Origin of the sequence: Marinobacter sp. CP1, from assembly GCF_001266795.1 — a bacterium.
Classification (GTDB): Bacteria; Pseudomonadota; Gammaproteobacteria; order Pseudomonadales; family Oleiphilaceae; genus Marinobacter; species Marinobacter flavimaris.
Map to the genome: position 1 here is coordinate 1,190,331 of NZ_CP011929.1, position 15,313 is coordinate 1,205,643.

Below are 15,313 nucleotides of genomic sequence, written 5' to 3' on the forward strand. Positions count from 1 at the left end.
GATGATTGATTTAGACATCATGTCATTCTTTGACATTTTGTCAATAATCGGGTTTGATTCGATTTCAGGTATCCTATGCGTGCTGTTGCCAACTTACCGGATGATTGAATGAGCGAACCGCTGAAAACCCGTCGCGAGCGTGAGAAACAGGCCCGTTACGACACCATCCTGGACGCCGCCGAACTGGTGTTCTCGGAAAAGGGCTACGAACGCACGTCCATGGACGACATCGCCCGTACCGCCAGCCTTAGCCGGGCCTTGCTGTACGTGTACTTCAAGGACAAGGCTGCGATACAGAGGGGCATTATGCTCAGGGCTGGCCATAGCCTGTTCCGTCGATTTGAAGAGGCAAGACAGACCGCGGATAACGGGCTGAGCCAGATCCGGGCGATGGGAGAATCCTATTATCGCTTCTATCTGGAGGAACCGGATTACTTCTCGGCTTTGACCAAGGCGTCCACCGCCATGGCAGAGGCAGACGAAAGTCAGGCAGAGGAAATGTTGTGCTCCAAATCAGACCTGATGGAGCTGATGGTGGGGGCCATCGAACTGGGGCTACGGGACGGCACCATGAACCGCGACCGGATCAACGACCCCGTTCAGACCGCACTGTACCTGCGCGGGGCCCTGCACGGGGTGATCCTGCTCTGCCAGTCGGAAATGGGCGAGGGTAACCCGGCGTTTCCGGCCGAGCAGCTGATCCGGCACACCATGGATATGCTGACGTCGTCGATTTCTGCCTGACAACTCGCAGCCCGGCAGGCTGCTAGAGCTGGAAATCGTAGATGGAGCCCAGGCCCATGATCCCGGTGAGTTCGTCCAGGGCTTTGCGAACCTCCTCCAGCAACATCGGATCGCCAAGCTCGTTCTGGCTGAGTTCATCCCGGTAATGGGCTTCCACCCAGGTGGTCAGGCGCTCATAGAGTTCATCGGTGAGCAACACACCCCGGTTGATGGCTTTCAGCTCATCGTCGTTGAGCACCACCCTCAACCGCAGACAGGCCGGGCCACCGCCATTGCGCATAGACTGCTTGACGTCGAACACTTCCACCGCGGTGATCGGCCCGCCGGACTTCACCAGGCCATCCAGATAACGGCTGACCGAAGCCACTTCTCGGCACTCGCCGGGCACCGCCAGCAGCATGCCGTCGGGTGTGTTCAGCAACTGACTGTTGAACAGGTAGGAGGCCACGGCATCTTCCAGCGGCACATCGGCACTGCTGACCCGGACCGCTTCCAGCTCGGCACCGGTGAGCCGCTCCCTGATGTCCGCCAGCACCTGCGCTTCGTTAAGAAACGCCATTTCATGGTAGAAAAGCGTATTACCGTTGCCCACCGCTATCACGTCGTTGTGGAAAACGCCGCCATCAATGGCGTCCGGATTCTGTTGGGCAAACACCGCATTCTGGTCCCTGAGACCATGCAGCCGTGCCACCGCCTGGGATGCCTCAAGCGTTTGCCGTGCCGGGTATTTCTTCGGAGCCGGAGCCTGCTCGTTGAACGCCATCTGGCCATACACAAACAGTTCCACGCCGGGCTCACCGTAACCGGCACACAACCGGGTGTGGTTGGCCGCGCCCTCATCGCCAAAGTGGCTCACTGATGGCAGCGCCGGATGGTGCGCAAAATAGCTCTCGTCGGCAAAAATGGATTTCAGAGCCCGTCCGGTCACCGCATGCTCAATGGAACGGTGGAACTTGGCGCTCAGGTTGGCCGGAGTGAAATGCACGCGATGGTCAGAGGTATCGGCACTCGGCGATACCGTGGCCGCATTGGCCGTCCACATCGGCGACGCAGAAGAGACTGCCGCCAGGATCGATGGACTGGATTTGGCCGCCTGCTCGAGAACGCGAGCGTCCGGACCTTCGAACCCCAGGGCCCGAAGTGTCGGAATATGCGGCCGCTCATGGGGAGGCAGAACGCCCTGCACATAGCCCCGGTCCGCAAGGCGCTTCATTTTGGCCAGGCCCTGCAGTGCCGCCTCTTTCGGATTCGAGACGGAACTGACATTGGATTTGGAGGCTACATTGCCCCAGGACAGTCCCGCGTAATTGTGGGTGGGACCGACCAGACCATCGAAGTTTGCTTCAACCGCGTGTTTCACCATGGCACTGGGTTCCGTTAATCGAAATTGAGGCCGGGTGCCAGAGACTCTGGCATCTCACTCTTGCCGGCCTCCAGAGAAGCCATGGGCCAGGCACAGTAGTCGGCAGCGTAGTAGGCGCTCGGGCGATGATTGCCACTGGCGCCAACACCACCAAAGGGCGCCGCGCTGCTGGCGCCGGTCAGCGGCCGGTTCCAGTTCACGATACCGGCGCGCACTTCTTCCACCAGCCGTTCATAGAGTTTCCGGTCGTCCGTCAGGATGCCCGCTGACAGCCCGTAGTGAGTATCGTTCGCCAGTGCCAGTGCATCATCAAAGCTCTTGTAGCGATACACCTTCAGCAAGGGGCCAAAGAACTCTTCATCGGTCACGTCCAGACCTGTGGCATCCACGATACCAGGCGACAGCAGGCCGGTTCCGGACTTCAGGGACTTCATCTCCAGCAGGGATTTGCCGCCCTTCTCAAGCAGGCTGGCCTGGGCCGCCAGGAGTTTTTCGGCGGCCTCCGCGGAAATCACGGAGCCCATAAACGGCTGCGGATCGGCATCGAACTCGCCGACCTTGATTCGGGCGGAGACTTCCACCAGCCGGTCGATGAACGCGTCACCTTTCTTGCCCTTGGGTACCAGCAGGCGACGTGCACAGGTACAGCGCTGACCGGCCGACAGGAAGGCCGACTGCAGGGCATGGTGCACTGCACCATCCACATCAGCCACATCCTGAACGATCAGCGGGTTGTTGCCGCCCATCTCCAGGGCCAGGATTTTCTCAGGCTGGCCACCGAACTGTTTGTGCAACAGATGACCCACGGTAGAACTGCCGGTAAAGAACAGGCCGTCAATCAACGGGTGGCCGGCCAGGGATTTGCCCGTGGCAGAAGCGCCCTGGACGAGGTTGATCACTCCATCGGGAATGCCGGCCTTCTCCCAGAGTTTTACCGTCAGCTCGGCGACCCCCGGGGTCAGCTCACTCGGTTTGAACACCACCGTGTTACCGGCGAGCAAAGCCGGCACTATGTGGCCATTCGGCAAATGCCCTGGAAAGTTGTAGGGGCCGAAAACCGCAACGACCCCGTGGGGCCGGTGCCTGAGCACGGCGTGACCACCGGCAACATCGGATTCAGATGTCCCGGTACGGTCGTTGTAGGCTTTCACGGAAATGCCGATCTTGCCGATCATCGCCGCCACTTCCGTGCGGGATTCCCACAGCGGCTTGCCGGTCTCCAGGCCAATCTGGTGTGCCAGCTCTTCCTTGTGAGCCTCAAGCAGTTCACCAAAGGCTTCAACAACGGCCTGGCGTTCGGCAAAGCTCTTGCGCTGCCACTTCACAAAGGCATTGCGGGCTTCACGAACGGCCGCATCCACATCCTCCAGATTGGCGCTTTCGCCATCCCAGAGTGTTTCACCGGTCACCGGCTGGACAGATTCGAATACCGGCCCGTGGCCCGGTAGCCAGAGCCCGTCGATAAACAGTTCACCCGTCAGCTTTGCCATTTCGATGCACCTCCCGGTACTGAGCTTCTATAACTATGTTTGGTCAGCAGCCCCGAGTCTTTCAAGGGGGCCAGGCGAACCGGATCGCCAGATTCAATCTGCAAGGCTTCGGCAACTTCAGGTGGCAGGCTGACGGTATCCGGTCCGATACAATCTATCGGCACGGTAGTCACCCGGAAATCCCGGAATGAGCGGTTCGAAACCATGACCCGCTCCTCAGATGGAACGTCCAGGTTGACCGGTTTGCGAGTGACCATGGCGTGCCGGTTCATGCCTTCGCGAACCGTCCGGACATTGTGAACGAAGGCTTCAACCACGGGCCCGCCATCAAATATGTCTACCAGTCCGTTGAAGTTGAACCCCTCGGACTGAAGCATCCGGAGTGCCGGAGCGGTGTTGTCATGGACCCGGCCGATCACGGCACGTGCGGAATCCGGCAACATGGACAGGTATATCGGATACTTGGGCATCAACTCGGCAATAAACGACTTGTTGCCCAGCCCCGAGAGCATGTCCGCTTCGCTGAACTCCATGTCGAAGAATTTGGTTCCCAGCGCGTCCCACAGAGGGCTCCGGCCGTTGGCATCCGACACGCCCCGCATTTCCGCGAAGATTTTTTCCGAGAAGTGTTTGCGGAATTCATCCAGGTACATGAACCGGCAGCGGGAAAGCAGCAGGCCGCTGCCTCCGCCTTTGTACTCATCGGAGAGCAGCAGGGAGCAGATTTCGCTGGTATCGGTCATGTCGTTTGACAGATGCAGCGTTGGAGTCCGCACGTGCACACCCAGCTCTTTCGAGGCATTGACGGTGACGCTCAGACGGTAATTGTAGAAAACTTCATCCAGACCAACGCGAGCCTGGATACCGCTGATACCGACCGTTTTCTTGCGTTCGGTATCCTCCAGAGCGAAGAGATAGAGCCCTGCTTCCGGTGCAATGCGCTGGTTGAAGGTTTCACGGGCGTGATTGATCTTCTTCTGCAGCAGCTCGCGATCCGCCGGCAGGGTGGTCAGCCCTTTCCCGGCGCTTTGGGCCATGGCATACAGGTCGTCCAGATCGTTTTCCTGCAACGGGCGAATTACCAGCATGGTGTCGCCTCCGTGATCCCGGCGGGTTGATACTTAACTGCGTCCTCGGTTCCCGAATAGGTCATAGCGGCGCGATCCTTACCCGGTCACCTGCGGTCCGGTTCAGCGTATGCCAGGTCGAGACCGGCACCTTGAGTTTGTCGTCCAGTGTTTCGGCGACCGGTGTCAGGGTGCAGCGAAACTGTTCACCCTCGCCAGCGGCAATGAGACAGGTTTCGCCGGAGTCCTCGTTGGTCCCATGAAGTTCCTTCGGGTGACTGGTCACGAGGGTTTTCAGGCTGTCGGTACGAGCTTCAAGAACCGGACCGGCATCAAAAATGTCCAGATAGTTTCCGGGCTGGAACCCTTCCCGCTGGAGCAACTCAAAGTTGGGTACGGTAATCTGGTGCGGCTGCCCCATCGCCTTCTGGGCCGCTTCACTCAGCAGCGTCACATAAATGGGATTGGGCGGCATGAGCTCGGCAATGAAGGTTTTGCTGAGCTGCCCGGAGTACTGGTCCGCCGTTTCAAAATCCATATCAAAGAAATGCCGGCCAAGGCTGTCCCAAAAGGGCACGCTCCCGTCTTCGAGCTGAACGCCCTGAATTTCGACGGCCATACGCTGGGTAAACCATTCACGGTGATCAGCAATAAACAGAATCCGGGCCCGCGACAGCAACTCGAACGCATCCGTGCCCTGCAGCTCCGGGCGGATCGAGAAAGAGCACAGCAGCGATACATCGGTCAGCGAGTGGGAGGGGTACAACACCTCCACACGGCGGGACACTCCCAGTTCATGGGAGGCATGGATCAGGGCATCCCGCCGGTAACTGTAAAAAGGCTGGCCATTGCCGGCATGGGCATCGATACCGGCCGTGCCGGCGATGTCTCCGGTCTCAGTGTCCTCAAGCACGAACAGGAACCTGGGAGGGTCATCCTCTGCGCTGATCCGGCCGGCAAACGACGCCAGGGACTGCTCGATCTTGTAGGCCAGGGCGTCGCCCTGTTTGGGCAGGGTGGAAGAAAGACGGGCACACTGGGTGCCCGCAATGGCGAGAATCTGGTCCAGATCATCCGGCTCAGCCGGACGTACCAGCCACATAAGATCTCCTTAGGCCGTCAGTTTTTTCACTGCCGCTTCGAAACGCTCGAGGGCTAATTCAATGTCCGGTTCCGGGATAATCAGGGATGGCGCCAAACGAATCACGTTTGCGCCGGCCACCAGAACCATCACGCCCTCTTCCAGCCCGGCGTTCAGGAAGTCCTTGGCCTTGCCCTGCCATTTCTCGGTGAGCACGCAACCGAGCAGCAGGCCGGCACCGCGCACTTCGGTGAACACGCCGTAGCGTTCGCCAATATCCATCATGCCCTTGCGGAGCTTGTCGGAACGGGCTTTCACACCCTTGAGAATCTCCGGCTGGCTGACGGTATCCACTACCCGCTGCGCCACGGCGCAGGCCAGTGCGTTACCGCCGTAGGTACTACCGTGAGTACCGACGCCCAGGCTGGCTGCAACCTTGGCCGTGGTCAGCATGGCTGCGACCGGAAAACCGCCGCCAAGCCCCTTGGCACTGGAGAGAATATCCGGCACCACGCCATACATCTGATAGGCGTAGAAGTGGCCACTTCGGCCAACGCCGGACTGAACCTCATCAAACACCAGCAATGCGTCATTTTCGTCGCACAAATCTCGCAGCCCCTGAAGGAATGCCTGGTCGCCGGGCATAACACCACCCTCACCCTGAATGGGCTCAACCACGATGGCACAGGTTTTCTCCTTCGAGATCAGTTTCTTCACGGATTCCAGATCGTTGAACTCGGCATGGTGAATGCCGCCGGGTGCCGGCTCGAAACCTTCCAGGTACTTGGGTTGGCCGCCTACGCTCACGGTAAACAGGGTGCGCCCGTGAAACGAATTCTTGAACGAAATGATCTCGTTCTTCTCTTTACCGTGATGCTCCCAGGCGTACCGACGGGCCAGCTTGAACGCCGCTTCGTTGGCCTCGGCTCCGGAGTTGGCGAAGAACACGCGCTCGGCAAAGGTGAGGTCACACAGAGTTTTCGCCAGACGCAGGGCGGGTTCGTTAGTCATCACGTTGGACAGGTGCCAGATTTTCTCAGCCTGATCGTGCAACGCGCCCACCAGCCCCGGATGGGAATGGCCCAGGCAGGTCACTGCGATGCCGCCCTGGAGATCGATGAACTCGCGGCCTTCCTGATCCCAGATCCGGGAGCCCTCTCCTCGCACCGGAATGATGGAACCGGGAGCGTAGTTGGGCACCATGACTTCATCGAACAGTTCGCGGCTGACGGGTTCTTTATTCATAAATCTCTCTCGGGAAAGCGGCTGGCGGCCTGCCAGGCAATTAACTGAAAATCATCAGGCGGCCCGCGCCAGATCAGCACCCGGCCGCCAGACCTCATGTACCATAATACGCCACTGAGGGCATAAGAACATCCGGTGACAACCGACTGCGCCAGCGGAACCCGCAGCCAACGGAAACCGGGCTGTTCCCGAAGGGGTACTTTCAGGCAAGGCGATGCCGGTCTGCAACCTGCAGATAACCGCAGATGGCTGTATCTGCTCGAAAAGCCAGCATAGACATTGGTCTAACGTTCGAAATTATTTATTTGAATTGTCACCAATTCGTAACTACCTTATTCTCCGGGTCCGACAAAAAAAATGTGTGGAGACAACAACGATGCAAAGCAACAAACTGAGATTGGCCATTCGTGCGACCGCAGCGGCAGCAGTTCTGGGAATCACCTCCCAACCCGCCCTGGCACAATCGGCAAATGAACTTCAGAAGCAAATCAACGATCTGCGCAGCCAGGTCAGCGAAATGAAGGCAGCCAGCGATTCCAAGGGCTGGCTTCTGCCGGGCACCAACACCTCGGTAACCATTGGCGGTTATGTCAAGCTGGACATGATCTATGACACCGACCAGGATCTTGGCGACCTCGGCGACGTAACCGCGCTTGACACATCAAGTGATGGCGGGGATGCTTCATTCCGTGCCCATGCGCGCCAGTCCCGGATCCGTCTTGGCACCAGCACCCCGACCGAGCTTGGCGAAGCCAAGACCGTCGTCGAAGCCGATTTTTACGGCAACGGCGGCAACGAAGTGTTCTCCAACTCCCGTTCACTTCGCATTCGCCACGCCTACGGCCAGCTCAACGGATGGCTTGCGGGCCAGACGTGGAGTAACTTCATGCAGTTTATCGCTTACCCAAGCACGGTAGACTTTAACGGCCCGGTGGGTGTCACCTTCATCCGCCAGGCACAGCTCCGTTACACCATGGGCCTCGGCGACGGCCAGCTGTCCATGTCGGCGGAGAACTCCGAAACCACCGGTTTCGCGGGCGCACGGGATACCATGCCGGATCTGACCGCGCGGTACAAATGGTCCGGCTCTGGCGGTGGCTTCGAGGTGGGCGCCCTGGGCCGCTCCTTCACCAGCGACACCGCCACAGGTGATGATTCAGCGTTTGGCTATGGTCTGATGGCAGCCGGTCGCCTGAACGTGACCTCAGACACCACACTGATGGCAGGCGCCATTTACGGTGATGGTGTGGGTCGTTATCTTTACACCTCGTTCAGCAACAACCAAAGCGACTCAACTCGTAGCGGCATCGGCGAAGCCTACATCGGCGCCAATGGCGACTTGGAAACCATCGAAGCCTACGGCTTCAACGTGGCAGCCAGTCACGCCTGGACACCCAAGTTCACCACAAGCCTGTCCTACGGTTTTGCAGAAGGCGATCAGGATGAAGCCCTGTTCCCGAACTCATTCAAAACCTTGCAGAGCGCTCACCTGAGCAACTTCTACCAGGTGGCTGATCCTGTAACGGTGGGTGTGGAAGTGTCCTACCAGAACAAAGAAGATGCCAACGGCGATGCAGCCGAAAACACCCGCCTGCAACTGGCGGCTCAGTTCAGCTTCTGATTTCTCCTTCCGAAGTTAACTGATCCAGCAAAAACCCCGGCTCCGGCCGGGGTTTTTGTTTGGAGGAACAGAATGGCAAACCAGAGCGAAGGATACCGCTGGCCACCAACCGGGCGAGCATTGCCTGTCGGCTAGGTTCCGCTTCTTCGGGAAACAGCTTCGGCATGTCCTTTGGGAAACAGGCGCACCACCCTTTCAAGTCAAAGGAGCCGCCCCCAAACCTCAAAGGCCGGGAGCGGATCCAGCGGTCATTACAGCAGAAGGGTACGAATATCCCCAAGAAGCTGACTGAGCACCAAAGTGAACCGCGCCGCATCGGCGCCGTTCACCGCCCGGTGATCGTAAGACAGCGACAGCGGCAGCATCAACCGGGGCTGGAACGCCTGGCCATCCCAAACCGGCTTCATCGCCGCCTTGGAAACACCCAGAATCGCTACTTCCGGCGTATTCACAATCGGCGTAAATGCCGTGCCGCCAAACCGGTTCGGAATGGCCCACCCGCTCGGCAATAACAGTCGCGTGCACAGTTACATCAAAAACGAAGAGTTGGCCGATTGATCAGAATCGATTTCATCCCTGACTTGCTCGAGCAAACTGAGAACACGGCTGTGTAAAAATTCAGTGAATTTCTCCTTTGCCAGCGTCCGTTCTATCACATCCACTGGCAGAAACCGGTTCATCTCATCCCTGAAGGATTTACCTCTGATGATTTCGGGCAGCCTGCCAATAATTGCTTCCAGTTTTGCTCCATAGTCCTCGATCTGGTAATCCCGGATCTTGCTCAATACCAGATCCGGGCGCACAACTGCCTTTTCCTGAGACAAGTACGCCAGGTCCCAGATATCACGATGACGAACATACTTTTGCGTGGCCGGCAACGATACCAGCTTGTCGGCCATGATCTCGCTTTTATCCTCCGTCATGATCAACAAGTCTTCATACCCGTCGGGCAAGAAATCGTAGGTACGAATCAGCGCCTGCGGAACAGATGTGTAGGCTGGAATATTTGCCACCTCAAGCTTGACTCGCTGCCTGGGAAGGTCTGGCCGCTCAGGTGAAGCGGTAATGGCGATCTGCCACATATCCACATTGCGTTCAGAGTATGCTGGCTCCTTGCGCAATGACTTTGGTTCTTTAACACTAACCTCAACACCGGAACGGGTGCTCAGATAATCAAGGATGCAATCCTTCATCTGCGCGAGCCGGGTGGATGAAAAATCTACGCCACCAGCGAAATCCAGATCCTCACTAAACCGCTTGCCACCATAGCAAAGGCGGACAGCCGTGCCGCCCTGGAACACCAGATCGTTCAGCAGGCCCTCCTGATCCAGCACAAAAAGAAGATCGAAGTGGATGATCTCTTTTTCAATCACGGGCCGCATATTGGCAAGATTGGGATCCCGCATGGCCAATGCAACAAGCCGCTGAAAGTTCTCTTGATTGTATTTACGCACGCGCTTCCTCCGGGTCAATCAAATGAGTGTTTCGACCCACTCGCTTGAGGTCTCGCAGCGCTGCCTCTTTGGTCGCGATTCGCAGTGGACGCCCTCTATCCCTCGCTCCAGCGAGAATATCGGTAACAGACCGCTTGGTGTGGGTGAACTCAATCACCCCATACGGGGTTTTGTATTCCCCTTTCCGCCCCGTGGTAACAACCGTAATGCGACCTACCGGCACCTGGGAAATCACACCGTATTCAGACAGCGCGGATTCCAGGCTGATGTAGTTGTACTCCCCACGACGAAGAGTCTTCGCCACCCGTTCAAGTAGATCTGAATCCTTGTGACGGGAGAGCTTATACACATAGACGCCTTTGGAGGGCCGCTCAAGAATACCGCTGCTTACCAGGCGCGCAACCGTTGCCTGCCGGCTACGGTCGGATTCTTCAGAAAACAGCTTTGCCAGGTCCTTGGATGAATAGACGTACCGCCCCTCCAGGTCGAATGTTGCCAGGCGTTTAATGGCGTCTGATTGCTTCATTACCTCCCCCGCTGGTGATCACTAAAAACACTTTAAAACGCGATTAATGTCTACATAGTAAACCAGGGTGTTCAAATAAACCACTTTAAAGCGTGGTTATTGTCCACTTGACGGAGAACCTAAGGAGAAAACAGAAGCGCCGGAACGACAAAGGCGGGCATACCTTTTCAGAACTGTTGAAGGCCAGGGACGGCCCGAAACAAGCGCACATGGATGTGCTTGTAGCGTGTTCTGAAAAGGTATGCCCGCCTTTGTTGCCCCCTCAGCTCGAAGGCTGGGAGGACACACAGCACGGGGCTAAACGGTTACAGCAGCAGAGTCCGAATATCCCCAAGAAGCTGACTGAGCACCGAAGTGAACCGCGCCGCATCGGCCCCGTTCACCGCCCGGTGATCGTAAGACAGCGACAGCGGCAGCATCAACCGGGGCTGGAACGCCTGGCCATCCCAAACCGGCTTCATCGCCGCCTTGGAAACACCCAGAATCGCCACCTCCGGCGTATTCACAATCGGCGTAAATGCGGTGCCGCCAATACCACCCAGACTGGTGATGGTAAAACAGGCACCCTGCATCTCTGCCGGCTTCAACTGCTTGTCCCGGGCTTTCTGGGCAAGCTCGGCGCTCTCGGCAGCAAGCTCCCACAAGCCCTTCTTGTCCACATCCTTGATAACCGGCACCATCAGCCCGTTGGGCGTATCCACCGCAATCCCGATGTGAATGTACTTCTTGCGAACCACCTCCTTGCGCTCCATGTCCAGAGACACGTTGAACTGGGGCAGTTCTGCCAGCGCCGTGGCACAGGCCTTCAGCAGGAACGGAAGCGGCGTCATCTTAACGCCCTTCTTCTCGCCGGCTGCCTTCTGGGCCTTGCGGAAATCCTCCATATCGGTGATGTCCGCATCCTCGAACTGGGTGACGTGAGGCACGTTAAGCCAGCTGCGCTGCATGTTGTTGGCCGTGGCGAACATCATCCGCGACATGGCCTCACGCTTCACTTCACCAAACTGGCTGAAGTCTGGCAGCTTGACCCCGGGGATACCGGAGCCGGTGGCAACACCGCTACCCTGCTGAGCCTGCTTTAACTGGCTCTTCACATAGGCGTGGACATCGTCCTTGATAATCCGGCTCTTCGGGCCAGAGCCCTTGATGCGGGCCAGATCGGCACCCAGCTCACGGGCCAGCTTGCGAACAGCAGGGCCAGCATGGACCTTCGCGCCAGGCGTGGGCGGCTCATAGGTTGCACCCTGAGGTTCAGGGGCAGACTCTACTTGCTGCTTTGGCTTCTCTTCGGACTCGGGCTCCGACTTCGCTTCCTTCGCCGGTTCTTCAGACGCCGGCTCGGAGTCGTCTTCCGATTCGCCGCCCTCTTCCTGAACGGTCATCTCCAGCAGCTCATGGCCCTCGGAGAGCTTGTCACCCTCGGACACCAGGATCTTGCCCACTTTGCCCGAGTACGGCGAGGGAATCTCCATGGTGGCCTTGTCCGATTCCACGGTAACCAGCGGATCGTCAGCCTCGATGGTATCGCCTTCGGCGACATTGATTTCGATTACCGGAACATTGTCGAAGCCATCCAGCGCAGGAACCTTCACGGTCTCCTTGCGTGAGCCACCGGAAGCCTTCTTCGGCGCCGGCTTGCTCTCTTCGGATTTCTCCTGCTCCTTGGCTTCGCTCTTTTCCTCGGCTTTTCCTTCCGGCTCTTTCTTGGAATCGTCAGAGCCACCACCATCGGCACTGGCTTCCATCATCCCTACGACGTCGCCTTCCTTGACCTTGTCGCCCACCTTAACGGTGATCTTGGTAATCTTGCCGGCTCCGGGCGACGGCAGCTCCACGGAGGCCTTGTCTGACTCTACGGTCAGAATCGGATCTTCTGCTTCAACCGAATCCCCTGCGCTGACGGTGATTTCGATAACCTCGACCTCATCCGCACCGCCGAGATCCGGAACCTTGATTTCCTGTTCACTCATGGCGGTCTCCTTAGCTCAGCACCGGGTTCGTTTTGTTGCGATCGATTCCGTACTTGCGCATGGCTTCGAGAACCACATCGTTCTTCACCTCACCGTCCTTGGCCAGAGCTGACAGCGCCGTGACTGTTACGTAGTAACGGTCGACTTCAAAGAAGCTGCGCAGCTTTTCCCGGGTGTCGCTGCGGCCAAAGCCGTCGGTGCCCAGGGTCAGGAAGGTTTTCGGGATGAACGCCCGGAGCTGCTCGGAGTGCAGCTTGATGTAATCGGTGGAAGAAACCACTGGCCCGGTCTGCTTCTCCAGACACTGGGTAACATACGCCTTCTTCGGCTTGTCATCTGGGTGCAGGCGGTTCCAGCGCTCTACGTGCAGGCCCTCACGGGCGAGCTCGTTGAAGCTGGTAACACTCCACACATCGGAGGCAACACCCCAGTCGTCTTTCAGCATCTGGGCGGCAGCGCGCACCTCGTTGAGGATAGCGCCCGCACCAAGCAACTGAACCCGAGGCGTCTTCTTGTTGCCCTTGGTTTCAACAGACTCGAACTTGTACATGCCCTTGATAATGCCGTCTTCGCAATCCTTGGGCATGGCAGGCTGTTCGTAGTTCTCGTTTTCGATGGTCAGGTAGTAGAAGACGTTCTGGTTGTCCTCGAACATCTCCTTCATACCCTTGCGGAGCACGACCGCCATTTCATAACCATAAGCCGGATCGTAGGCTTTACAGTTCGGAATGGTGTTGGCCAGCACGTGGCTGTGGCCGTCCTGGTGCTGCAGGCCTTCGCCGTTCAGGGTGGTCCGGCCGGCGGTACCGCCGATCAGGAAACCACGGGCCTGGATGTCACCGGATGCCCACGCCAGATCGCCAACCCGCTGGAAACCGAACATGGAATAGAAGATGTAGAACGGAATCAACGGGAAGTTGTTGGTGCTGTAGGAGGTCGCTGCCGCCATCCACGCTGCCATGGAGCCGTCTTCGTTGATGCCTTCCTCAAGAATCTGGCCTTTCTTGTCTTCCCGGTAGTACATGATCTGGTCACGGTCTTCCGGCACATACTTCTGGCCCTCGGCGGTGTAGATGCCGAGCTGACGGAACATGCCTTCCATACCGAAGGTACGGGCTTCGTCGGGCACGATGGGTACCACACGCTTGCCGATGCGCTTGTCCTTGGTCAGAGCTGTCAGGATACGGACGAAGGCCATGGTGGTGGAGATCTTCCGGTCGCCGGAGCCCTCCAGTACCGCTTTGAAGATGTCCAGATCAGGAATCTGCAGCGGCTGGCAATCCTTGCGGCGCTTGGGATAGAAACCACCCAATTCCTGCCGGCGCTTCTTCATGTAGACGATTTCCGGGCTATCCGGCGCTGGCCGGTAGTAGGGAACGTCCTTGAGCTCCTCATCCTTCAGCGGCACTGCAAAGCGGTCGCGGAACGATTTAAGCTGCTCGATATCGAGCTTCTTAAGAGAGTGAGCGGTATTCTGCGCCTCGCCGGCCTCACCAAAGCCATAGCCTTTGATGGTATGAGCCAGTATGACGGTCGGACGCCCACCGTTCTTATTGATGGCATGATGGAAGGCTGCATAGATCTTGTAAGGATCATGGCCACCCCGGTTGAGCTTGTTGATCTCCTCATCCGACAGGTCCTCAACGAGCTTGGCTGTTTCGGGGTACTTGCCGAAGAAATTCTTACGGGTATAGGCCGGGCCATTACTCTTGAAGTTCTGAAGGTCGCCGTCACAGACCTCGTCCATGACGCGCTGCATCTTCCCTTCTTTGTCCCTCTCGAACAGGGGATCCCAGTGGCGACCCCAAACGACCTTCAACACGTTCCAGCCGGCACCGCGGAAGACACCCTCAAGTTCCTGGATAATCTTGCCATTACCACGGACTGGGCCGTCCAGACGCTGAAGGTTGCAGTTAACCACAAAGATCAGGTTGCTGAGGTTTTCCCGGCCGGCCATGGAGATAGACCCCAGGGTTTCCGGCTCGTCACACTCGCCGTCACCGACAAAGCACCAGACCTTGCGATCGCCCATCTCGATGAGCTCCCGGCTGTCCAGGTACTTCATTACGTGGGCCTGATAAATGGCCTGAATCGGGCCCAGACCCATGGAAACCGTGGGGAACTGCCAGTAATCCGGCATCAACCAGGGGTGCGGGTAAGACGAAAGGCCGGTGCCATCTACCTCTTCGCGGTACTTGTCGAGATCTTTTTCATCGAACCGGCCTTCAAGATAGGAACGTGCATAGATGCCCGGAGATGAGTGCCCCTGGAAATAAACCAGATCGGATTCGCGCTTTTCGTCGCCACCATGGAAGAAGTAGTTAAAGCCAACATCGTAGAGGGTCGCAGCCGACGAGAACGAGGAGACATGGCCGCCAAGATCTCCGGGACGCTGGTTGGCGCGCATAACCATGGCCATGGCATTCCAGCGGATCAGGGAGCGAATACGGCGCTCCATGAAGAGGTCGCCGGGCATCGGCGCCTGCTGGGACACAGGAATACTGTTCCGGAATGGCGTGGTAATGGAATATGGCAGTTCGGTTCCGTCACGGCTCGCCCGTTCAGAGAGCCTCTCAAGAATGTATTTGGCCCGGTCTACGCCTTCGTTCTCGATCAGAGATTCCAGCGCGTCCAGCCATTCACTGGTTTCAATGGGATCATCGTCCTGGTACATCAAACCCTCCCCTTGGCATCAAAAAGTGCAGCGCCGCCACGATCAGCAGCCGGGCGCGTTGCGGTGTCGATAAGCTGC

The 15,313-nt window shown here is 57.9% G+C and carries 11 protein-coding genes and 1 pseudogene; 2 read left to right on the plus strand and 10 right to left on the minus strand.

What is annotated here, in order from left to right; genetic code table 11:
- The first annotated feature begins 108 nt into the window (after positions 1–108).
- Entirely contained in the window at positions 109–744 is a 636-nt protein-coding gene (locus ACP86_RS05680; RefSeq protein ID WP_008169253.1) for a TetR/AcrR family transcriptional regulator, read from the plus strand.
- Positions 745–766: 22 nt separating this feature from the next.
- Here the strand turns inward: ACP86_RS05680 and astB are convergent, their stop codons facing one another.
- From astB to ACP86_RS05705, 5 genes are all read right to left on the minus strand, one after another.
- Positions 767–2,107: an N-succinylarginine dihydrolase gene (astB, locus tag ACP86_RS05685; protein ID WP_008169251.1), complete on the minus strand. Its 1,341-nt coding sequence runs from the start codon at positions 2,105–2,107 to the stop codon at positions 767–769.
- A 14-nt stretch (positions 2,108–2,121) separates the two neighbouring features.
- Positions 2,122–3,597, minus strand: a complete 1,476-nt coding sequence (astD, locus tag ACP86_RS05690; RefSeq protein ID WP_053113022.1) for a succinylglutamate-semialdehyde dehydrogenase — start codon at positions 3,595–3,597, stop codon at positions 2,122–2,124.
- Positions 3,585–4,685, minus strand: coding sequence for an arginine N-succinyltransferase (gene astA / locus ACP86_RS05695; protein WP_014578269.1), 1,101 nt, complete (start codon positions 4,683–4,685; stop codon positions 3,585–3,587). Before astA ends, astD begins: the two co-directional genes overlap by 13 nt.
- A 61-nt stretch (positions 4,686–4,746) precedes the next feature.
- A complete protein-coding gene (locus ACP86_RS05700; RefSeq protein ID WP_053113023.1) occupies positions 4,747–5,766 on the minus strand; it encodes an arginine N-succinyltransferase in 1,020 nt (339 codons plus the stop codon).
- 9 nt (positions 5,767–5,775) lie between these two features.
- Positions 5,776–6,990: an aspartate aminotransferase family protein gene (locus ACP86_RS05705; RefSeq protein ID WP_014578271.1), complete on the minus strand. Its 1,215-nt coding sequence runs from the start codon at positions 6,988–6,990 to the stop codon at positions 5,776–5,778.
- Between the two features lie 376 nt (positions 6,991–7,366).
- On the opposite strand from ACP86_RS05705, the gene ACP86_RS05710 reads away from it, so the two are divergent.
- Positions 7,367–8,611, plus strand: a complete 1,245-nt coding sequence (locus ACP86_RS05710; protein WP_053113024.1) for a DcaP family trimeric outer membrane transporter — start codon at positions 7,367–7,369, stop codon at positions 8,609–8,611.
- A 251-nt stretch (positions 8,612–8,862) separates the two neighbouring features.
- Here the strand turns inward: ACP86_RS05710 and ACP86_RS05715 are convergent.
- The 5 genes and pseudogenes from ACP86_RS05715 to aceE all read right to left on the minus strand — a co-directional run.
- A pseudogene (locus ACP86_RS05715) lies at positions 8,863–9,087 on the minus strand (2-oxo acid dehydrogenase subunit E2); the annotation flags it as partial.
- A 51-nt stretch (positions 9,088–9,138) separates the two neighbouring features.
- A complete protein-coding gene (locus tag ACP86_RS05720; protein ID WP_227507828.1) occupies positions 9,139–10,065 on the minus strand; it encodes a nucleotidyl transferase AbiEii/AbiGii toxin family protein in 927 nt (308 codons plus the stop codon).
- Positions 10,058–10,591 carry a type IV toxin-antitoxin system AbiEi family antitoxin gene (gene abiEi / locus ACP86_RS05725; RefSeq protein ID WP_053113026.1) on the minus strand — a complete coding sequence of 178 codons (534 nt, stop codon included), beginning with the start codon at positions 10,589–10,591 and terminating at the stop codon, positions 10,058–10,060. The genes ACP86_RS05720 and abiEi overlap by 8 nt, the downstream gene beginning before the upstream one ends.
- A gap of 305 nt (positions 10,592–10,896) precedes the next feature.
- Positions 10,897–12,561 (minus strand): dihydrolipoyllysine-residue acetyltransferase, encoded by a 1,665-nt coding sequence (aceF, locus tag ACP86_RS05730; RefSeq protein WP_053113027.1) that lies wholly within the window; start codon positions 12,559–12,561, stop codon positions 10,897–10,899.
- Between the two features lie 10 nt (positions 12,562–12,571).
- Positions 12,572–15,235, minus strand: a complete 2,664-nt coding sequence (aceE, locus tag ACP86_RS05735; protein ID WP_053113028.1) for a pyruvate dehydrogenase (acetyl-transferring), homodimeric type — start codon at positions 15,233–15,235, stop codon at positions 12,572–12,574.
- Between the last annotated feature and the right edge of the window lie 78 nt (positions 15,236–15,313).